Annotated in this window: 16 protein-coding genes and 1 pseudogene; 7 read left to right on the plus strand and 10 right to left on the minus strand. The window is 71.1% G+C overall.

Features of this window, described 5'->3' with window-relative positions:
- Positions 1 to 151: 151 nt before the first annotated feature.
- A complete protein-coding gene (locus tag ACIRF8_RS31825) occupies positions 152 to 886 on the plus strand; it encodes a hypothetical protein (RefSeq protein ID WP_404220466.1) in 735 nt (244 codons plus the stop codon).
- 66 nt (positions 887 to 952) lie between these two features.
- Positions 953 to 2791, plus strand: coding sequence for an FG-GAP-like repeat-containing protein (locus tag ACIRF8_RS31830; protein ID WP_404220468.1), 1839 nt, complete (start codon positions 953 to 955; stop codon positions 2789 to 2791).
- Between the two features lie 358 nt (positions 2792 to 3149).
- Here the strand turns inward: ACIRF8_RS31830 and ACIRF8_RS31835 are convergent, their stop codons facing one another.
- Positions 3150 to 3569: a hypothetical protein gene (locus tag ACIRF8_RS31835; protein WP_404220470.1), complete on the minus strand. Its 420-nt coding sequence runs from the start codon at positions 3567 to 3569 to the stop codon at positions 3150 to 3152.
- Positions 3570 to 3882: 313 nt separating this feature from the next.
- On the opposite strand from ACIRF8_RS31835, the gene ACIRF8_RS31840 reads away from it, so the two are divergent.
- Both ACIRF8_RS31840 and ACIRF8_RS31845 read left to right on the plus strand, forming a co-directional pair.
- Positions 3883 to 4227 (plus strand): hypothetical protein, encoded by a 345-nt coding sequence (locus ACIRF8_RS31840; protein WP_404220472.1) that lies wholly within the window; start codon positions 3883 to 3885, stop codon positions 4225 to 4227.
- A gap of 1046 nt (positions 4228 to 5273) precedes the next feature.
- Positions 5274 to 6344 (plus strand): polyprenyl synthetase family protein, encoded by a 1071-nt coding sequence (locus tag ACIRF8_RS31845; protein WP_404220474.1) that lies wholly within the window; start codon positions 5274 to 5276, stop codon positions 6342 to 6344.
- Positions 6345 to 6831: 487 nt separating this feature from the next.
- On the opposite strand, the pseudogene ACIRF8_RS31850 reads toward ACIRF8_RS31845, so the two are convergent.
- A pseudogene (locus tag ACIRF8_RS31850) lies at positions 6832 to 6930 on the minus strand (MerR family DNA-binding transcriptional regulator); the annotation flags it as partial.
- Here ACIRF8_RS31850 and ACIRF8_RS31855 point away from each other — a divergent pair.
- Entirely contained in the window at positions 6904 to 7326 is a 423-nt protein-coding gene (locus tag ACIRF8_RS31855; protein ID WP_404220680.1) for a nuclear transport factor 2 family protein, read from the plus strand. The pseudogene ACIRF8_RS31850 and the gene ACIRF8_RS31855 overlap by 27 nt on opposite strands.
- Before the next feature lie 80 nt (positions 7327 to 7406).
- Here ACIRF8_RS31855 and iolD read toward each other — a convergent pair whose 3' ends face one another.
- From iolD to ACIRF8_RS31890, 7 genes are all read right to left on the minus strand, one after another.
- Positions 7407 to 9362 (minus strand): 3D-(3,5/4)-trihydroxycyclohexane-1,2-dione acylhydrolase (decyclizing), encoded by a 1956-nt coding sequence (gene iolD, locus ACIRF8_RS31860; RefSeq protein ID WP_404220476.1) that lies wholly within the window; start codon positions 9360 to 9362, stop codon positions 7407 to 7409.
- The gene (gene iolB, locus ACIRF8_RS31865) at positions 9359 to 10300 is read right to left on the minus strand and encodes a 5-deoxy-glucuronate isomerase (RefSeq protein ID WP_404220478.1); all 942 of its coding nucleotides are present in this window, start codon (positions 10298 to 10300) and stop codon (positions 9359 to 9361) included. Before iolB ends, iolD begins: the two co-directional genes overlap by 4 nt.
- Positions 10297 to 11178, minus strand: a complete 882-nt coding sequence (locus ACIRF8_RS31870) for a deoxyribose-phosphate aldolase (RefSeq protein ID WP_404220481.1) — start codon at positions 11176 to 11178, stop codon at positions 10297 to 10299. Before ACIRF8_RS31870 ends, iolB begins: the two co-directional genes overlap by 4 nt.
- Positions 11175 to 12149 carry a 5-dehydro-2-deoxygluconokinase gene (iolC, locus tag ACIRF8_RS31875; RefSeq protein ID WP_404220483.1) on the minus strand — a complete coding sequence of 325 codons (975 nt, stop codon included), beginning with the start codon at positions 12147 to 12149 and terminating at the stop codon, positions 11175 to 11177. Before iolC ends, ACIRF8_RS31870 begins: the two co-directional genes overlap by 4 nt.
- A 3-nt stretch (positions 12150 to 12152) precedes the next feature.
- Positions 12153 to 13052, minus strand: a complete 900-nt coding sequence (locus ACIRF8_RS31880; protein WP_404220485.1) for a sugar phosphate isomerase/epimerase family protein — start codon at positions 13050 to 13052, stop codon at positions 12153 to 12155.
- Positions 13049 to 13186 (minus strand): hypothetical protein, encoded by a 138-nt coding sequence (locus ACIRF8_RS31885; protein WP_404220487.1) that lies wholly within the window; start codon positions 13184 to 13186, stop codon positions 13049 to 13051. Before ACIRF8_RS31885 ends, ACIRF8_RS31880 begins: the two co-directional genes overlap by 4 nt.
- Positions 13187 to 13826: 640 nt before the next feature.
- Positions 13827 to 14570, minus strand: coding sequence for a GntR family transcriptional regulator (locus tag ACIRF8_RS31890; RefSeq protein ID WP_404220489.1), 744 nt, complete (start codon positions 14568 to 14570; stop codon positions 13827 to 13829).
- A 438-nt stretch (positions 14571 to 15008) separates the two neighbouring features.
- Here ACIRF8_RS31890 and ACIRF8_RS31895 point away from each other — a divergent pair, with 438 nt between their 5' ends.
- Positions 15009 to 15803 (plus strand): DUF1963 domain-containing protein, encoded by a 795-nt coding sequence (locus ACIRF8_RS31895; protein ID WP_404220491.1) that lies wholly within the window; start codon positions 15009 to 15011, stop codon positions 15801 to 15803.
- Positions 15804 to 15878: 75 nt separating this feature from the next.
- Here ACIRF8_RS31895 and ACIRF8_RS31900 read toward each other — a convergent pair whose 3' ends face one another.
- A complete protein-coding gene (locus ACIRF8_RS31900) occupies positions 15879 to 16757 on the minus strand; it encodes an alpha/beta fold hydrolase (protein ID WP_404220493.1) in 879 nt (292 codons plus the stop codon).
- Between the two features lie 137 nt (positions 16758 to 16894).
- Here ACIRF8_RS31900 and ACIRF8_RS31905 point away from each other — a divergent pair, with 137 nt between their 5' ends.
- Positions 16895 to 18832 carry a BTAD domain-containing putative transcriptional regulator gene (locus ACIRF8_RS31905; protein WP_404220495.1) on the plus strand — a complete coding sequence of 646 codons (1938 nt, stop codon included), beginning with the start codon at positions 16895 to 16897 and terminating at the stop codon, positions 18830 to 18832.
- Positions 18833 to 18925: the final 93 nt, after the last annotated feature.

An 18925-nucleotide genomic window follows, 5' to 3' on the forward strand; every position in this document is an offset into this window, starting at 1 on the left:
GGGGGTATTTGCCTCGGTCGCGCATTCGTTTTTCGGTGCGCCTTCGGTCGAGCGCTATTGACCGAGCGTTTATGCCACGTGCTTAATCAGTGCTTGAGCGCCGCGACGCGCCGTTCTCCCTCCCACATCAGAAACAGGTGAGGTTTCCGCGATGTACACGCAAGAACGCACGACGATGTCGAATCTGGTGGTCGGCGGCCCGGTGGCGGTGAACAGCTACGACAACGCGATCGTGGCGGCGCTGGTCGAGAACAAACCTGTCATGCTCGTCCACGCCTTCAACGGCGGCTACCTGCGACCCGTAGAGCTCAAGCCGGAGAGCCACGACAAGGGTGTGAAGCTGGCGACCACGCTCGACCCGGCCACCAAGGAGGCCCAGGGTCACCTCTGGTACCTCTCCCCCGCCGGCTTCTTCGGCCAGCGGCCGCTGTACTGCATCGAAAGTGCCGCAGGCCAGGTGCCACCCCCCGCCGCCACGGGCGCGGGCGCGGGCGCGAGTCAGGCTGACGCGGGACGCGGTGACGACGGCACGCCCAAGCCCCAGCGCAGGCGCATCACCGTCCACCAGGACGCCCCCAAGAGCACGGCCGACACCGTGCAGGTCGGCCTGCCGGACAAGGTCGGCGACAAGTGGCGCGGGAAGAACGGCGCATTGGAGGACACCCAATTGTGGGTCGTCACCGTGACACCGTGGGGCGGGATCACCTTCGTCCCGATCACCCACCCCGATGCCATCCTCGGGTTCAAGGACCACGCGGTGACGGCCGACAGCGAAGTGCGGCTCACCTACAACTGGGGCGGGGACTTCACCGGGACCGTCATCAACACCTTCTACCCGCGGCTGCCCAGCGAGTGGAACGTCCCCTACCACCACGTCTTCACGTGATCCGCGGCCACCGCCGCGCCGCCCCCTCCCGAGCCCACGCCCGCGCCGCCTGGAAGAGGCATCACAATGCCCGTGCCCACACACGAACTGAAGCTGGCAATCGTCAACGCCGCCACGGGACAACCCCTCGGCACCAAAGCCGCTCCGAGCGCGGACGGGACACTCGTCGTCCGCGACTTCCCCGACGACGGTCCGAGCCCCGCACAGTGGCAACTCACCCCGGCCCCCACCCCGCAGGACGACAAGACCTACGTGATCCGCAACGCGGCCGACGGCAAGGTGCTCGACAACCCCGCCACCGCGGACCGCGGCGTCCGCCGGCAGGACGCCGCCGCGGGCAAGAAGAGTCAGCAGTGGCACGTCGTCCCGGTCGAGGGCGAAGCCGGCCTCTACTTCATCGAGGACATCTCCGGTGACGTCGTTCTCGACCTCGCCGACCCCGGCGAGGTCGACACCCGCATCATCCTGAGCGCTTATGACGACAGCGCCCTGAGCCAGCGCTGGCGATTCGTGACCGCCGAACCCGAGCGCACCAGCGACCCGGTGCTGCGCTGGACGCCCCTGAGCCATTGGAACGGTCGCCAGTCCTGGCGCCTTGACCGCTCCCCCGCGCTGCGCCCGGCACCCGACGCCTCCCCGTCCTTCAGCGACGTGCTGCTGGTCCTCGACCGGTTCGGCAGCAACCCGGGCGCCGGCGGATGGAACACCGTGGGGCCCAGTCACTTCCCCACCCCCACCGGACAACCTGGCTGGTGGGCGGGTGTCGGTGCACGGTTCCTCGCCGACACCACGGGCAAGGGACGACAGGACATCGTCGGCCTCAAGCCCGCGAAGGGAGCCGTGACGTCGTCCGGCCGGGGCGACGGCATGTTCGACGATGACGAGCGCGTCCTGCACCCACCCGCGCCCTCCGCCAAACCCGCGGACCTGTGGACCCTCGCGGACATGACGGGCGACGGCCGCCCCGATGTCGTCGTCCTTTCCGCCGAGGGGGTACGGGTCTCCTCCCAGGCCGAGGACGGGACGTTCGCGCCCGCGGGCGGCGAGCTGGTCCTCAAGGCGTTCGGGCACGGCCCCCAGGCAGGCGCGTGGTCGACCGACAAGCATCCCCGCTTCCTCGCCGACACCACCGGCGACGGCAGGCTCGACCTCATCGGCTGCCACGACGACGGCGTCTGGATCTCCCTCCAGGACGAGGAAGGAAAGTACGCACCGCTCGGCGACGAGCCCGCCCTCAGGGCGTTCGGCCACCACGAGGAGGCGGGCGGCTGGCTGGCCGACAAGCATCCCCGCTTCCTCGCCGACACCACCGGCGACGGCAGGCTCGACCTCATCGGCTGCCACGACGACGGCCTCTGGATCTCCCTCCAGGACGAGGACGGCACCTTCGCCGAACCCCTGTACGTCCTCGACGACTTCGGGGGCGCCCAGGGCTGGAGCTCGGCCACCGAACACCCCCGCTTCCTGCTCAGCACCGCCAGCGAAGAGGCGGTGGACATCGTCGGATTCGGCCCGCAAGGGGTCGTGGTGGCCCGGGGGCGCGGGGACGGCACGTTCGAGCCCGCGCACATCGTCCTCAACGACTTCGGGGAGGCCCAGGGCTGGTCGAGCAGCAGACACCTACGCCTCCTCGCCGACGTCACCGGCGACGGCCACCCGGACATCGTCGGCTTCGGCGACGAGGGCGTCTGGGTGGCGCACAACCGCGGCGACGGCCGATTCGAACAGGCCCAACTGGTATGCCGCGGCTTCGGACACAGCGACGACGCCGGCGCCTGGCGGGTCGACCGCCACCCCCGCTTCCTCACCGACATCACCGGCGACGGCCGCGTCGACATCGTCGGCTTCGGTGGTCCCGGCGTATTCGTGGCCCGCAACCTCCACCGCCGCTTCCGCACCCGGTAGCCCGCGAGGCAGCTCCGCGGCGCCCACGACAGCGGCCCGTCGGACGGGCCTGCGCGACGTGTTCGCGCCGGCCCGCTTCAGCGGTCAAGCTGACGCAGGCGACAGATGGGCGCCGAGCCGGTCGGCCCCGCGAAGTCGTCGTCTCCGGCCCGCGGCAGCAGTGGTTGGAGCTGCCGGCCGATCCGGGCACTGCCTCCACCAATGCCGCCCATGCGTCCGCCTGATCACCGAGCCGGGCTGCCTCGCATGCGGAGTACCGGGGCACGTAACCGGGTGTCGCCCGCGCCTCGAAAAGGGGTCGTCGCCACGTCGTACGACCCGGACGCAAGCCGTACTCTCCGTAGGCGCAGGCTTCGTGTCAGGCTCGGTCGTACTTCCAGGATCCGCAGCTGTACGGCTCGCCCTCCAGAGACGACAAGCACGCCTGATAGCGGATCCACGCGCCGTTGTAGATCTGCGTCTGGGCGAACTGCTTGGTCACCGCGGGGCCGTCGTACCCCTTCCTGTTGTAGACGTAGTCGACGTAATAGTCGTACCTGCCGCTGTACTCGTCCATGACGGCGATGATGCCCATCGTGGCCTTGCCGTCGGGCTTGAGGTCGTGAACGGTGAAGTAGTTGCCGCTGGTCTTCCAGTCGACGCTGGCCGCGCCATTACTGTTGCCCACGGTGCCGTCGGCCGCCGCACCGGGCGCGAAGGTCGCGGTCGCGGCCGTGATCAGGGCCGCTGTGCCGAGTACGGCGGCCAAGCCGAGCTTGCCAGTACCTATGGATCGCATGGGGTCCCCCTGGAAACGCTGCACGTGGACTGCAAATCGGCAACAGGATGGGGCGCGGGGTGTGCGACGTCGAGAGGTGGGGCGGCATCCGTTTGTGCGAGCCGAAGGCCGGGGCGATCGGGCCCGCCGCCGAGGAGCTGCGCGCGTACGCGGCTGGCGCGGAGACCTACGTCCTCCATCCTGAGCAAGGCGCTGGCGCGTCTGACCGGTGCAGGTTCGTTTCCTCAGTGTCCGTACGGGTGAAGCGGCGGTGCGCGCTGTCCCCACCGGGGCAGTAAAGGCCACGGCAACATCCCTCAACAGAAAGACCCCCATGCGTCTTCGCTCCGCCTTCACAGCCGTTCTCGGCGCCGCTCTGCTCCTCACCGCGACCCCTTCTTCCGCATCGGCCGCCGCCGGACAGTTCCGCTACGACTACCTGACCGACGAGGGATACGAGGTCACCGGCTTCCTCACTGACCCGCCCAACAACCAGTGCCTCACTCTCCCCGGCGTCGGCCAGGACAACCCCCAGCCCGGCCACTCGCCGAAGAACCGCACGGATGCCTGGGCAACGGTCTTCAGCGAGCCCGACTGCCAGGGTGAGTTCTTCAAACTCCGCCCGCACACCGGTGGAGCATCGGAGCGACTCAAGGTCCGTTCGGTCGTCTTCGACTGACACACCCCCGCTACCTCGTTCGTAGTCCTGCACTGAGACCACCGGCCTCCGGGTCCGGCACGCACTCCCCCCTTGGTATTCATGATCCGGGAGGGGGCGGTGTTGCCGGTTCCGGAGGCACGGACGCACCGCTGACGAGGGACTTGAGCACCGGTGTTGTCCGGGAGCATCTACGGCGCGCTCACTCCCCGAGCACGAGAAGCAGAAGGCGTACTCCGGAGCCGTCGCCGAGGCACACGCCGACTTCGCGGACAGCTCAGGCTCACGATTCCACCCGGGGTCGCAGCCCTGCGGCCGGTGTCTCAACGCCCCCCGTAAGAACGCCGAGCCACTGCCCGCCGAACTCGCCGGTCCCGCTGCCGGCGGACGCGAGACCACGGCCAGGGCGACGCCCCGGTCGGCCGCGGCGCGGACGGCGCACGTACGCCGCCGCGCCGACAAGTTCATCGACGAACGCCGCTCAGCGCTCGACAGACTGGGCCGGCCGCGATGCAGCAGCCGCCCCATCTAGATGAAGCAGCCTCCCTCTCTATCAGCCCCGCCTCAGGGCGCCGGCTCCGCGACGGGACTGCGTCGGCACCGGCACCGGCACCGGCATCGGCATCGGCATCGGCATCGGCCAGACCGTCGGGTCACACCAGATCCCCCCTGAGGCTCGGCGTCACTGTGCCCCATGTGACCATGTGACGTCCTATGACATCCGAAGGCGCATCCTCCTGGTCCCGGCGGACCGTTCTGCCGGTCCTGGGCCCGCGGCATGCTGACGTGGTCCAGTGGGAGCGACCGACCGGCTGGTGGGCCGAGCCGATCTGGACGAGCGTGAAGCGGCGAAGATCCGGGACATCCTGCCCGCGACGGGGCACGCGAGGAGACCGAGCGGGTGATCACTCCCGGCTACGAACACCTCCCGCGTGTCCTGGGCGGGAGCGGGGCACCCAGTACGCCTCCTGACCCCGAACAGCGACCGTGGCCCCCAGGGCACCACACGTCAACCGTTGCACGTCCACAGCGGTGTCATCCGCCGCTCCCAGCAGGAAGAACTCGTGATGACCGAGCAGGTTCTCGATCGCATCGCCGGATATGAGCGCCGGTTCAACACGCTCTTCGAGGAGTACTTCGACACGTTGAGCGCCGGGCTGGACGCGCCGTCGTTCAGTCGTTTCACCCCGGAGTGCTTGCGGTTGTTGCGGGAGTTGTCCTTGCGGGGCGGCAAGCGGATGCGGGTCGTTCTGCTGCATGAAGCGGCGCGTCTGGTGACGGACGAGCCGGTCGAGGGGCTGGAGGCTGCGGCGCTGAGTATCGAGCTGCTGCAGACCCACGGTCTGGTGCACGACGATCTCATCGACGACAGCCCCACCCGCCGAGGCGGCCCGTCCACCTACTACGCCTATCGTGAGCGGTTCCCCGACCGGCCGCGGACGGCCCTTGGCCTGACCGTGCTCGCGGGGGACCTCGCCCTCGCCCTGTCGCTGAAGGTGCTGCTGGAGGCGCGAGCGCCTATGGCGATGCGGCAGGCCATGGTCGAAGTGCAGACATGGGCAGCGGCCGACACGTTCGTGGGCCAGATCGTCGACCTGGAACGCGACTTCGCCGACGCGCCGGGCGAGGAGGTCCTGCACAGCGTGGCCGACTACAAATCCGCCCGCTACTCGATTCTCGCACCCCTGCAACTCGGGCTCCTGTCCGCAGGCGAGCAGCCGGCGCTCTTCGATAAGGAACTGCGGGAGTACGCGCGGCTGGTGGGGATCAGCGGGCAGATGCGCGACGACTACCTGGATCTGTTCGGGGACGCGTCCGTCATGGGCAAGCCGACCGGCACTGATATCCGCGACGGCAAGCACAGCTACACGGTCAGTGTCCTGCTTGCGGCTGTTGACGATGCCGAGCGGCGCGTGGTGGAGGCCGCGCTCGGTGACGCGTCCTGCCCGCCGGAGACCATCGCCGCCGTACGGGCGATCGCGGAGCGTCATGGTGTGCCGGGCAGGATGCAGGCGGACATGCGCCGCTTCGCGGAGCAGGCCACCGAGGTGGCCGCCGGCTGGCGTTCACGGTGGCGGGAAGAGGCGGTCACCTTCTTCGAACAGGTACCGCTGTGGAGCGTCAACCGCACCGGGTGACCGGCCCGTTCAGGCGCCTGCCGGGTGCCGCCTTCGGTGGCGGGGGCCAGCGCGTCAACTCCGTGACGGCCTGGGGCCAGGGTTCGGGGGTGCCGTCGGCGCCGGGAAGGGCGTGGTCGATACGGAGAGAAACGCTGTTGGCGTCTTCGCGTGTCGCCGCCATGACGGCCAGGCGGAGACGCCGGGCGGGCTGCACAAGACGGCGTCGATACGCGCGCCTGGAGGGCGGCGGACGGCACTGGTGGGGAGGCGGGCAGGTGTCCTCGGTGCGCTCTCCGGTTTTCGTCAGACGAATCCAGCGCCGGTAGCGCGTACCGCGGTTCCGCTCGCCGCGCTTGCTCGGCGGCACGACAAACTACTGGATGCTCCAGCGGGGGGAACGCTCAGGATCGTTGGGATAGGCGAATACGTTGAGCTCGCCCCCGCGGCCCACGCCACGGTGACTTCCGTAGGAATGGCACAACCGTGCATGGGCTGGTCCTGCTCCTACCCGCGCGATGGCATCCTGCCGGTACAGGCGCTGGCCTGCCGGGCTGCGCTCCGCGGTGAGCAGCCCCTGCTGCTCGTAGTAGCGCACGGCGCGCACCGGTTCGACCGGCTCGCCCCCTTCTTCTCGCCGGACGTCGAGCTGCATCAAGCAGCTTCTCTGCCCTATGGGGGCACGTGGCGTGCGCACCGGGGTATGGCGCGGTTCTTCCTCAGGATGGGAGAGGTGTGGGAGTCGTTCGACAGGGTGGAGCAGCAGTTCCTCGCCGCGGGTGAGACTGCGGTCGTGCTCACACAGGTTCGTGCCCGCGCTCGCGCGACCGGCCGGGAACTCAGCTTCCCGCTTCCGCAAGCGATCACGGTCAAGGATGGGCGGATCACCGAGGTCCGTCCGTTTTACTGGGACATCCAAGCCATCGCCGACGCCTGCGCCTGCGCCGTACCGGCATCGGCATCGGCATCGGCATCGGCATCGGCATCGGCATCGGCAGACTGACGGCTTCGTTCCGCGGCGCCTGTCCCGCCCTGTCCGCCCCGTTCGCCCCGTTCGCCCTGTCGCCCCGTCCCGCGTTCGCATCACTCGCGGGGCGGGCGGTCCGTATCCGGAGTCGTCGGGGCGAGGAGCGGTCGTTGAGTCGCCTTGTGGTCGGCGTACACCGCCCATGCCTCCCGCGTCGAGTCGAGAGTGGAGACCTCGCTGACCGGCACGTCCCACCAACTGTCGCTGTCCGGGGCGGAGATGGTGGGGTCGGTCTCGACGTGGATCACGACGGGGCCGCCGTCCGCGGGCCACGCCTTGGCCTCGGCGATGGCCTTCTCCAGCGCCCCGCGCGAGCGCACCTCGATGACGTGCGCTCCCAGACTGCGGGCGTTGGCGGCCAAGTCGGTGGGGAGCCGGGGCCCGTCAAGACGCCCCTCGGCGGACCGGTAGCGGTAGCGGGTCCCGAACCGCTGGGAGCCGACCGACTCCGACAGCGAGCCGATCGAGTGGAAGCCGTGGTTCTGGACGACCACGACGATGACCTTCACACGTTCCTGCACCGCCGTGACCAGCTCGGTCGGCATCATCAGATAGCCGCCGTCACCGACCATCGCGAACACGTCCCGCGTGTCGTCGGCGAGCCGGACACCTAGCGCGGCCGGGATCTCGTAGCCCATGCACGAATACCCGTACTCGACGTGGTATGCCTTGCGTTCGCGAACGCGCCACAGTTTGTGCAGGTCGCCTGGCATGGATCCGGCGGCGCACAGGACGACGTCGCGAGGGTCGGCGAGTTCGTTGACGCAGCCGAGGACGGTGCCCTGGGTGAGGGCGCCCTCGGCCAGCCGGTCCGTCACCGAGGCGGGCGGACGGTAGGCGTCCTCCACCTGCTGGTCCCAGTCCCGCCAGAGTGCGGCCTGCCGCTCCTCGTACTCCGTCGGCACGCGGTGCCCGTCGAGCGCGGTGGTCAGTGCGGTGAGGGCTTCGCGGGCGTCGGCCACGACCGACAGGCCGGCGTGTTTGCCCGCGTCGAACCCGGCGATGTTGATGTTGATGAACCGAACTCCCGGTTGCTGGAAGGCGGTTCGTGACGCGGTGGTGAAATCCGCCCAGCGCGTGCCGATGCCGACGACCACGTCGGCGTCCCGGGCGAGTGCGTTGGCCGCGGTCGTTCCCGTGGAGCCGATGCCGCCCATCGCCTGTGGGTGGCCGTGCGGCAGGGAGCCCTTTCCGGCCTGGGTCTCCCCCACCGGGATGCCGGTCGCGTCCGCGAACGCGGTCAGGGCCGCCTCCGCGCCCGAGTAGTGCACGCCGCCGCCCGCGACGATCAGCGGGCGCCGCGCCGAGCGCAGCAGCTCGGCGGCGGCGGCGATCCGGGCCGCCTCGGCGGGCGGCCGGGCGATGTGCCAGGTCCGCGCGTCGAACAGCTCGACCGGCCAGTCGTACGCCTCGGCCTGAACGTCCTGCGGCAGCGCGATCGTCACCGCGCCGGTCTCGGCCGGATCGGTGAGCACCCGCATGGCGCCGAGGAGTGCGGAGGGCAACTGTTCGGGCCGGACGACCCGGTCGAAGAAGCGGGACAGCGGCCGGAAGGCGTCGTTGACGGTGATGTCCGCGGCGCCGGGCTGTTCCAGCTCCTGGAGGACGGGGGCGCTGGGGCGGGTGGCGAAGGTGTCCGCGGGCAGCAGCAGCACCGGGACCCGGTTGATCGTCGCGAGCGCCGCACCGGTCAGCATGTTGGTGGAACCAGGGCCGATGGAGGCGGTGCAGGCCCAGGTCTCCAGGCGGTCCCGGTGCCGCGCGTAGGCGACCGCCGTGTGGACCATGGCCTGTTCGTTGCGGGCCAGTACGTACGGGAGGCCGTCGGGCTCCCCCTCCTGCTGGAAGAGGGCCTGGCCGAGGCCCGCCACGTTCCCGTGGCCGAAGATGCCGAGGACACCGGCGAAGAGGCGGCTGCGCCGCCCGTCGCGTTCGCTCCATTGGGCGGCGAGGAACCTGACCGTGGCCTGCGCCACGGTCAGGCGTACCGTCGTGGCCTGTCCCGTGCTCATGCGGCACCTCCTGCGGCTTCGTCGGGGAGGGAGGGGGTCGGCGCGAGTCGCGCGTCGAAGGGCAGGTCGCGCCAAGTGTCGCGGACCCAGGCGTGTGCGGGGTCGTCGCAGATGAGCCAGGCGCGTACGGGTCCGGGACCGGCCATGACGTTGAGGTAGTAGAGGTGGGCGTTCGGCGCCGCCATGGCCGGTCCGTGCCAGCCGTGCGGCACAAGGACCACGTCTCCGGTACGCACTTCGGCCAGCACGTCGATCGGGCGGTCGGGGTCGGAGGCGTAGACGCGCTGGTAGCCGACGGGGTCGGTGCTTCGGGCGTCGGTCGGCTGCGTCTCGAAGTAGTAGATCTCCTCCAGCGCGGTCTCCTCCCCCGGCCGCTCGACGTCGTGCTTGTGCGGTGGCCACGAACTCCAGTTCCCGGCCGGGGTGATGACCTCGCAGGCGATGAGGGCCTCGGCGTCGAGCACGTCCGGTGTGCCGAAGTTGCGCACCTGGCGTGAGCAGACACCGGCCCCGCGCGCTTCGACCGGCACGTCGGCGGCGGCCACGTGCCGGAACGCCTGCCCGCCTCCGTTCTCCGGCACGCGGGCCCCGGCGACCGCGACGCGCGCCGCGCCGGAGTCGGCCCGCAGCGTCAGGCGCCACCCGGCGGGTACGTAGGCGGTGTCCGTGGGCCCGCTGAACACGTCACGGCGTCCGGCGAGTCGCGCCTCGTGCGTCTTTCCGTCGGGCGCCACGGCCAGGACCCGTACGCCTCCGGAGAGCGGCACGACGATGTGCTCCCAGCCCGCCGCCTCAAGGACGCGGGTGTCGCCGGCGTCGAGGGTCGCGACCCGCAGGCTCGTGTACCGCCAGTCCGGGGGCGAGGCGGTGGCGGCGACCTCCCAGCCGTCGTCGGCGGCGCTGCCGAGGGGCAGGACCCAGCGGGCGTTGTCGTTCATCGGCTGCTCCCGTGGACGAGGTCGGCGGCGATGTCGACGGCCGCGGCGACATCACCGCCCGGCGGATACAGAAGCGTGCGCCCGACCACCAGGCCGCGCACCGCGGGCAGGGACATGGCGGCGCCCCAGGCGGCGTAGGTGTCGTGGGGGTCGCCCTGCGGGTCGCCGCCGAGCAGCAGCGTCGGCAGCGTGGTCGCGTCCAGGACGCGTTCGAGTTCGTCGACGACCGGCAGCTTGAGCCAGGTGTAGGCGCTGCTCGCGCCGAGCCCGCTCGCGATGTGTATCGACTTGATGACGCTGTCGGGGTCGAGGAGGTTGCGGACGCGGCCCTCCTCACGCACGCTCAGGAACGGCTCGATCATGGACATCAGGCTGTGCTCGGCCAGACTGGTGACCGCGGCGGCCGTCGCCTGGAGCGTGCTGAGGCTTCCCGGGTCGTCGAGGCAGATCCGGGCGAGCGTCTTGCCGCCGTCGAGCCCTTGCGCGGCGATGGATTCGGCGGTGTAGGCGGTGAACCGGTCGTCGAGCTCGAAGACGGAACCTTGCAACCCGCCGCGGTTCATCGACCCGATGGCGACCCGGTCCTCCAAAGCGCCCATGAGGAGAAGGTCGTCGAGCAGGTCCGGGGTGCCGAGCACGCCGTCGACCCCGGGGCGGGACAGGGCGGTCACCAGCCGGTCGAGGAGCCCGGTGCGGCTGGCCATGGCCGCGTCGTCGTCGCGGACGCCGAGGGCACCGCGGGCCGGGTGGTCGGCGGCGACGATGAGCAGGCGGCCGTCGTCGCCGTGCAGGGGGCGGCGGGAGCGCTTCTGCCAGGCGCGCCCGATGCGCTCGGGCTCGCGGGCCCGGATGTCGGTGAGTCGTGCGGCGTCGATCATGTGGTCCCCACGGTCTGGACCGGCGACGGTGAGGCGAGGGCCGCCTCCACCTCGGACGTGGTCGGCATGGCGGTGGAACACGCGAGGCGGGCGGCCACGAGCGCGCCCGCCACATTGGCGAACTCGATGATCCGGCGCAGCTCCCAGCCGCTGAGCAGGCCGTGCACGAGGGCGCCGCCGAACGCGTCGCCCGCGCCGAGTCCGTTGACGACCTCGACGGGGAACGGGGCGACCTCGACCCGTTCGTCCCGGGTGGCGGCCAGTACCCCTTTGGGGCCCTGTTTGACGACGGCGAGTTCGAGGCCCCGGTCGAGGAGCGCGTCCGCCGCCCGTCCGGGCTCCGTCTCGCCGACGGCGACCTCGCACTCCTCGCGGTTGCCGACGGCGACGGTGACGTGGTCGAGCGCGCGCTCCACCTGCCGCCCGGCCCCCTCGGGTCCGTCCCAGAACATCGGCCGGTAGTCCAGGTCGAGGACGGTGTGGCGGCGGCGCCCGCGGGCCTGCCAGGCGGCGAAGTGCGCGGACCGGCTCGGTTCGGCGGACAGGCCGGTCACCGTCGCCCAGAAGACGGCGGCGTCCCGGATGTCGTCGAGCGGCAGCTCGGCGGGCTCGATCATGAGGTCGGGCGCGCCGGCGTACCGGTAGAAGTAGAGCGGGAAGTCGTCGGGCGGGAAGACCTCGCAGAACGTCACCGGGGTCGGCGGTCCGCCCGGTGCGGTGAGCGGGGTGATGTGGGCCGGGTCCACCCCGAGCCGCGCGGCTTCCTGCCGTACGTACCGGCCGAAGGGGTCCTGTCCGACCCGGGAGACGAGGGCGGCGCTGCGCCCGTGGCGGGCCGCCGCGACGGCCACGTTGGTCGCGCTTCCGCCGAGGAACTTCTCGAACGTACGCACCTGCTCCAGGCCGACACCGTGATCGAGGGGGTAGATGTCGACGCCGGTCCGCCCGATGGCGACGAGGTCGTGGGCCATGGCTCAGCCCTTCGCGGCGGGGGTGAGGGAGAGGAGGTGGTCCACCGACGCGCGCACCGCGTCGGCCGGTCCGGGACCGGTGTCCGGGTCCGGTGCGGAGGCGAGGATGGTGTCCTGTTCGAGTACGTACCAGCCGTCGTACCCGGAGTTCTCGAGCAGCCGGACGATCGCGGCGATATCGATGTCACCGGCGCCGAGCGGCACGTACATCCCGGCGGCGACCGCCTCGGTGTAGGTCGTCCGCCCGGATCGCACCCGCTCGCACAGGTCCAGTCGTACGTCCTTCAGGTGGGTGTGGGCGATGCGCTCGGGGTGCTCGGCCGCGAGGGCGACGGGGTCGCCGCCTCCGATGAGCAGGTGCCCGGTGTCCAGGCACAGGCCGATGCCCGAGCCGTCGAGCACGCGCCGCGTCTCCTCGCCCGACTCGACCATCGTCCCCACATGAGGGTGGAGCGTCGCGACGAGCCCGGCGCCCGCGGCGGCGGCGGAGATCCGGTCGAGGTTGGCCAGCAGCGTCCTCCAGCCCGCGGCGTCGAGCGCGGGACGCTCGTCGTAGCCGTCGGTGCCGGTGGCCGCCGCGACGACGACGGTGCCCGCGTCCGCGGCCAGCAGCCCGGCGACGGCCGCCTCGACCTGCGGAAGCGGATCGTGGCCCGGGTCGTGCAGCACGGCGGGGACGAACTGGCCGACGGCCCGGAGACCGTACGAGGCGAGGGTCGCGGCCTTGTCGGCAGGGGCGTCGGGGAGGAACCCCTCGGGCCCGAACTCGGTGGCTCGCAGGCCCACTTCACGCATCTCCCGCAGCACCAGGTTCGGCGTGAGCTGGTGTCCCCAGCCAGGAACCTCGCAGACCCCCCAGGAGATCGGCGCTCCGGCGACGCGCTGGGCCAGGGGCGCGGTCACAGCTCTCCTCCTTCGGCGACGCGGACCGTGCGGTCCGCCTGGACGGCGTGGACGGTACGGGCCAACTCGATCGGCATACCGAGCCTCTTCCCTGGTTCCCGCGGCGTGGTGGGCGGGTGCTGTCCCGCTCGCACGGTTCGAGCCTGCCCTCCGCACCAATACCCCGTCAACCTATTGTCCTTACATACTGACTCACGTGCTGACTCACGTGCTGACGCATGTGCGGACTCATGCGCACCTGCTGTCGGGCTGGACAACCGCCGGGCAGCACATCGCTCAGATCACCTCGTCCTCCAACAAGATCACCTCCGTGATGCCGTCCCGGTCCAGAGGCGCGGGACCAGTTCGTCCTGCACGCCCTTCCCCGACAGCCCCAGCATCACACCCACCTGCGGGGCGGCGGCACCCGTCGGCAGCGTTCCGGCCGACCGCAGCCCGGAGACATGGAGCCCCGCACCGGTGCACTCCTGGACGATCTCGCGCAGCCGCCGCCGATGAAACCGAGGCCGGACACGATCTGCGCGGCCCCCCGGGACAGGCCCAGCGCGCGCCACCCCGGAAAGACCCAGCGTGTCCGCGAAGCCGTACTCCGACACCAAGAAGAAGAGCGCCGATCCCAGGTCCACGAGCACGTGTGTGCGCAAGCCCGCCCATGACATCGTCGACCGAGCGGGAGAACCGGTAGAGGTCCTCACGGTCGATCGGCGTGGGGGTGGACGATCCGCGCCGGGTGCAGGGGCACTCGATGGCGGCCCGGAAGGCGGCGGGGCGCGGTCAGCGGGCCGCGACCGTCATCTCGAAGGAGTAGCGCGAGGCACGGTAGACGTGTGTCCCGTACTCGATCGGTGTGCCGGTGTCGTCGTACGCGGTCCGGGTCATGGTCAGCAGGGTGGCGCCGCGGGTCTCGTCGAGGAGCTTGGCCTCCGCCGTCGTGGCCTGGCGGGCGCCGATGGTCTGCTCGGCCGTGTGCAGTTGCACGCCGGAGTGGCGCAGCAACTGGTAGAGGCCCGCCTCGGCCAGGCTCTCCGCGCTCAGCTCGACCAGGCCGACAGGGAGGTGATTGCGCATCAGCGCGATGGGCTGGTCGTCGGCGTACCGGAGCCGTTCGATCGACAGTACGTCGGTGCCCTCCTCGACCCGCAGCGCCGCGGCCGTCGCCGCGCCCGCCGACTGCGTGAGGACCGACAGAACCTTCGTGTGTGGATTCCGGTTGTCGCGCTTCAGGTCGTCGTACAGACTGGAGAACTCGATCTGGCGCCGGATGCGGTTGGTGACGACCTGAGTGCCGACGCCGCGTTTGCGGGCCAGCAGCCCCTTGTCGACAAGGTGCTGCATGGCCTGCCGCATGGTCGGGCGGGACAGCCCGAACTGGTCGGCGAGGGCGATCTCGTTGCTCAGCCGGGTGCCCGGCGGCAACACGCCGGTCTCGATGAGCTGTTGAAGCTGCTGAGCGAACTGGAAGTACAGCGGGACCGGACTGGCCCGATCGATCGTGATCAGTTTCGTGAACGACTCCACGTGACCCTCCTGGGCGCTGCTGCGAACACCGTCAGTATGGCGCACTCCTCATGAAGCTCAGTACGTCCGCACGTCGTTATGTAATAACAAACAGAGCTGCCAGTCCGCTTCGGTCGCGGGGTGAGCGCGCCCGCTCTGGCCACCGCTCCTCACGAAACGTGCCGCACATGCGCATCGCACCCATCGGCATCGGCCCATCGGCGCCGCCACCCGCTACGGCAACGCCTTGGGGTCCCGCTTCCACTTCGACTGAGCGCCGAGGACGACCTGGCCCCTGACTTCCGGGGCGGGGGCATCGAGCCCGGCGTCCCGCAGGCACTTGACTCACTCTGCCGACATCACGCATCACGCTTCAAAGATCAGCAGCGCCAAATGAGCCACTCGGCAAGCGAGTTCGGCCCTGCCACTACCCGCCGTTGGACCCCTTAAGGTGGCCCGGTGACCGACGAGAACATGGACAGGGTGAACAACTTCCGGGCCGAGGCGGCATCCCTGGGCCTGCCGTCGGAGGAGGTGGAGGAATGGATACGTGTCCTCCGTCCAGCGGTGTACCTGGCGGAGGGCGGTGACGGTCCTCTCGTCGCCCGGGTCGGCGGCCACCCCTTGCTGCCGCACGGCGTGCCGAGGCCGTCCGAACTCTTCGTGGCCTCCGTCGACCTCGCAGCTCTCCCGCCGGGCGCCACCAGCCTCCCGCTCCCCGCCGACGGCCACCTGCTCCTCTTCTCCGGCACCGAGGTGCAGGACATCGGAGGAGAGGTGTCCGACGCGGTGCTGTACGTCGCTGCCGGGACCCCGGTGACTTCGGCCCCCCTCGCACACAGTTGGCGCGAGCCTTACCGGCCGCGTGAGCTCCGTACGTTCTGGCACCGGCCGAGCGCGCAGATGCCGGAGAGCTTCGCCCTCGACAGATGGGGCGACTTTCCCGGGGACGAGCAGTTCGAACTCGCCGACGAACTCAGCGATGCCTGGGCGCACGTGGGCGGCTACCGCCCTTCCTGGGCCTTGCAGATCGGCGGCCATCCGGTCTCGCCCCAGAACGACCCGGTGCACTACGCCCGTGGACCCCAGGAGGTCCACGGGGAGGACGCCGACGACTGGGCTCTCCTGGCCACCTGGAGGTGCGGTGACGACGTCACGGAACTGGACTCCGGCGTGGCCCACTGGGTGATCCGCCGCCGGGACGTGGCGGCCCGGCGCTTCGACCGGGTCCACCGCTACGTAGAGATGGCCTGACCGCGCGGGGCGGGGACGGCCGGTTCCGATCCCCGGGCTCCCCCGCCGCTCCCGTGGCCCGGCTCGCTGAAGTGCTCAGCGCAGCAGCAGGTCGCGGATCGTTTTCGTGATCTCGTCGGGCGCCTCCTCGGCCATGAAGTGCCCCGCGCCGGTCAGCCGGTGGTCCAGATCCGGCGCCCACGCGTGCCAGACCGCGGCGGCGTCGTAGCCCAGTCGCGCGCCCCAGTCCTGCTGAACGACGGTCACGGGCATGGCCAGTTGGGAACCTGCGTCCTGGTCCGCCTGATCGTGGGTGACGTCGATGCCCGCCGAGGCCCGGTAGTCCGCGACGATCGACGGCACGGCCGCGGCGCTTGCCCGCAGGTAAGCGGACCTGACCGGTTCCGGCACTGCGGACGAGTCCTTGGCCCAGGAGTCGAGGAAGGAGCCGAAGAAGGCATCGGCGCTGTTGGCGATCATCGTTTCCGGCAGGCCCGGTGGCTGTGCCATGAGGAACAGGTGGTAGCCGACCGCCGCCGGGACACCGTGCAGGACGCTCCACATGTCCAGGGTCGGCACGACGTCGAGAATGCCGAGGTGGGTGAGTGTCTCGGGATGGTCCAACCCGGCCCGGAAGGCGACCAGGGCGCCCCGGTCGTGGCCGACGAGGGCGAAGCGCTCATGGCCGAGCGCCGCCGCCAGGGCGACGACATCGGCGGCCATGGTGCGCTTGGAATACACCTCAGGGCCGGTGGCCACCGGCTTGTCGCTGGCGCCGTAGCCGCGCAGGTCGGGACAGATCACCGTGTGTTCGTCGGCGAGCCGCTCGGCGACGTGCCGCCACATCAGATGGGTCTGTGGGAACCCGTGCAGCAGCACGACCGGACTGCCGCTGCCGCCGACGGCCGCGGCCAGCTCCACTCCGTCGGCGCCGGGCAGCCGGACGTGGTCGAAGCCGGGGATGGTGAGCGTCATGAAGGGCCCCTTCCTGGGGTCGGTGGACCGGCGAACGCCTTGGTCCGGGAGGTGACGGAGACAGCGTGGGCGACGGCGATCAGCAGCCGATCAGTACGCTTCGTCGTCACGGACCCGCGGCACGGAAGATGGACGGCATGCGAATCGACGTACTCGGTGCCGTGCGGGCCTTCCACGACGACGGCACCCCGGTCGACCTGGGCGGACCCCGCCACCGCGAGGTCCTCGCCCGGCTCGTCGCCGCTGGTGGACGGATGGTCCCCACCGACACCCTCGTGGACGACTTCTGGGCCGAGCCGCCGGTGCGCGCCGTGGGTGCGTTGCGTACGTTCGTCGCCGCGCTGCGCCGCGTCATCGAACCCGGCAGGCCGCCCCGGACCCCGCCGCGCGTCCTCGTCACGGAAGGACCCGGCTACGCGCTGCGCCTGCCGCGCGACACCGTGGACGTCCACCGGTTCGAGGACGCCTTGGCCCGCGCCCGGCGTACACCCGACGCGCTGACCGAACTCGACGCGGCCCTCGCGGCCTGGCGCGGCCCCGCCTACGCCGACGTGGCCGGCTCCCCGTGGGCCCAGCACGAACGAACGCGGCTGGAGGAACTGCGACTGGAGGGTCTGGAACTACGCGCCCGCCTCATCCTCGACTCCGGTTCTGGAGCCGAGTTGGTCGCCGAGCTGGGCGCCCACGTCACCGCACACCCCTGGCGTGAGCCGGCCTGGGGGCTGCTGGCCCGCGCCCTGCACCGGGCAGGCCGTCAGGCGGACGCACTGGCCACCCTCCGCCGCGCCCGCACGATGCTCGCGGACCAGCTCGGGCTCGACCCCGGCGCCGACCTCCAGCGTCTGGAGACCGACATTCTTCGCGGAGCCACGACGCTTCAGCCCCCGCGTACCGTGTGGACCGCGGGCGTACGGCTCGGTCCGCGTACCACCGTGCGACTGGCGCGCACCCTGGCCCTGGCGGGAGGTGACGCCCTCGTCCACTCGCGGCGCGACCGCCTGGCCGCCGTCCGGGCGGCGGAGCACACCGGGGACATCGCCCTGACCGCCCGGGTCATCGGCGCCTATGACGTGCCCGCCCTCTGGAGCCGGGCCGACCATCTCGATCAGTCCCGTGCCGTCGTCGCGGCGGCCGAGCGTACGCTCACCGCGCTCGGCACCGACGGCCCCGCCGGACTGCGCGCCCGGCTGCTGGCCACGGTCGCGGTCGAGAGCCGCAGCGCCGACCTGTCCGCAAGCGAACGGCGGCGAGCCGGGCAGGCGGCGCGCGAGGCGGAGGCGTTGGCAAGGGAGTTGGACGATCCTGCCCTGCTGGTGTTCGCTCTCAACGGCGTGTTCCTCCAGTCCTTCACCCGTCCCGGGCTCGCGGCGGCCCGGGACGTGATCGGCGCCGAGATCCTCGACCTGGCCGCCCGGCACGAGCTGCCCGACTTCGTCGTGTTCGGTCGGCTTGTCCGCATGCAGTCCGCCTCAGCTCTCGGCGACCTCGACGCCGCTTGCGCACACGCCGACGCCGCCGAGCAGCTCGCCGTCAGCACGGAGGCCTCTCTTGTCCCCGTACTCACCGGCTGGTTCCGGGCCCGGGTCACGGCCGCCCGCAGTACCGAGCCGGGCGGACCGACCGCCGCCACGGCCGCGGCGCAGTACCGTGCCGCCGAACACGCCCTCGCCGAGACAGCGGGCATGCCGGGGCTGCACCGAGGCCTGTTCGCCCTCGCCCTGCTTGGCCTACGTCTCCTGCACGACCGTCCCGCGCCCACCGATCCCGCCCTCGACTGGGGCCCGTACCACCCCTGGACGCGCCCCTTGGTGCTGCTCGCCCTCCACCGGGACGAAGAGGCCCGCACCGCCCTGACCATGGCGCCCGAACCACCCTTTGATCACATGCAGGAGGCGCTCTGGTGCCTGACCGCCCGTGCCGCCGCCCGCCTCGGCGAGCGCCCGGTCGCCGCTCGCGCGGCAGCAGCCCTGCGTGCCGCCCGAACCGAAGACGCGGGCGGGGCGAGCGGGATGCTGACGCTGGGGCCGGTGGCGCGGTATCTGGCGGAGGCGGAGGTATGCGCCGACAAGAGCTGACCCGACACCGTCCACGGACCCGCACAAGGCCGTCCCACCGTGGCCGGGCAACGGGACCCCGGCTGGCCCGGCTGACCAGCTACTCAGGCCCGG

Origin of the sequence: Streptomyces sp. NPDC102406, from assembly GCF_044765725.1 — a bacterium.
Lineage (GTDB): Bacteria > Actinomycetota > Actinomycetes > Streptomycetales > Streptomycetaceae > Streptomyces.

Bases quoted from the DNA above. Each gene is read 5' to 3' on its own strand.
- ACIRF8_RS31825 (WP_404220466.1), top strand. From the start codon at position 152: ATGTACACGCAAGAACGCACGACGATGTCGAATCTGGTGGTCGGCGGC.
- ACIRF8_RS31830 (WP_404220468.1), top strand. From the start codon at position 953: ATGCCCGTGCCCACACACGAACTGAAGCTGGCAATCGTCAACGCCGCC.
- ACIRF8_RS31835 (WP_404220470.1), bottom strand. From the start codon at position 3,569: ATGCGATCCATAGGTACTGGCAAGCTCGGCTTGGCCGCCGTACTCGGC.
- ACIRF8_RS31840 (WP_404220472.1), top strand. From the start codon at position 3,883: ATGCGTCTTCGCTCCGCCTTCACAGCCGTTCTCGGCGCCGCTCTGCTC.
- ACIRF8_RS31845 (WP_404220474.1), top strand. From the start codon at position 5,274: ATGACCGAGCAGGTTCTCGATCGCATCGCCGGATATGAGCGCCGGTTC.
- iolD (WP_404220476.1), bottom strand. From the start codon at position 9,362: ATGAGCACGGGACAGGCCACGACGGTACGCCTGACCGTGGCGCAGGCC.
- iolB (WP_404220478.1), bottom strand. From the start codon at position 10,300: ATGAACGACAACGCCCGCTGGGTCCTGCCCCTCGGCAGCGCCGCCGAC.
- ACIRF8_RS31870 (WP_404220481.1), bottom strand. From the start codon at position 11,178: ATGATCGACGCCGCACGACTCACCGACATCCGGGCCCGCGAGCCCGAG.
- iolC (WP_404220483.1), bottom strand. From the start codon at position 12,149: ATGGCCCACGACCTCGTCGCCATCGGGCGGACCGGCGTCGACATCTAC.
- ACIRF8_RS31900 (WP_404220493.1), bottom strand. From the start codon at position 16,757: ATGACGCTCACCATCCCCGGCTTCGACCACGTCCGGCTGCCCGGCGCC.
- ACIRF8_RS31905 (WP_404220495.1), top strand. From the start codon at position 16,895: ATGCGAATCGACGTACTCGGTGCCGTGCGGGCCTTCCACGACGACGGC.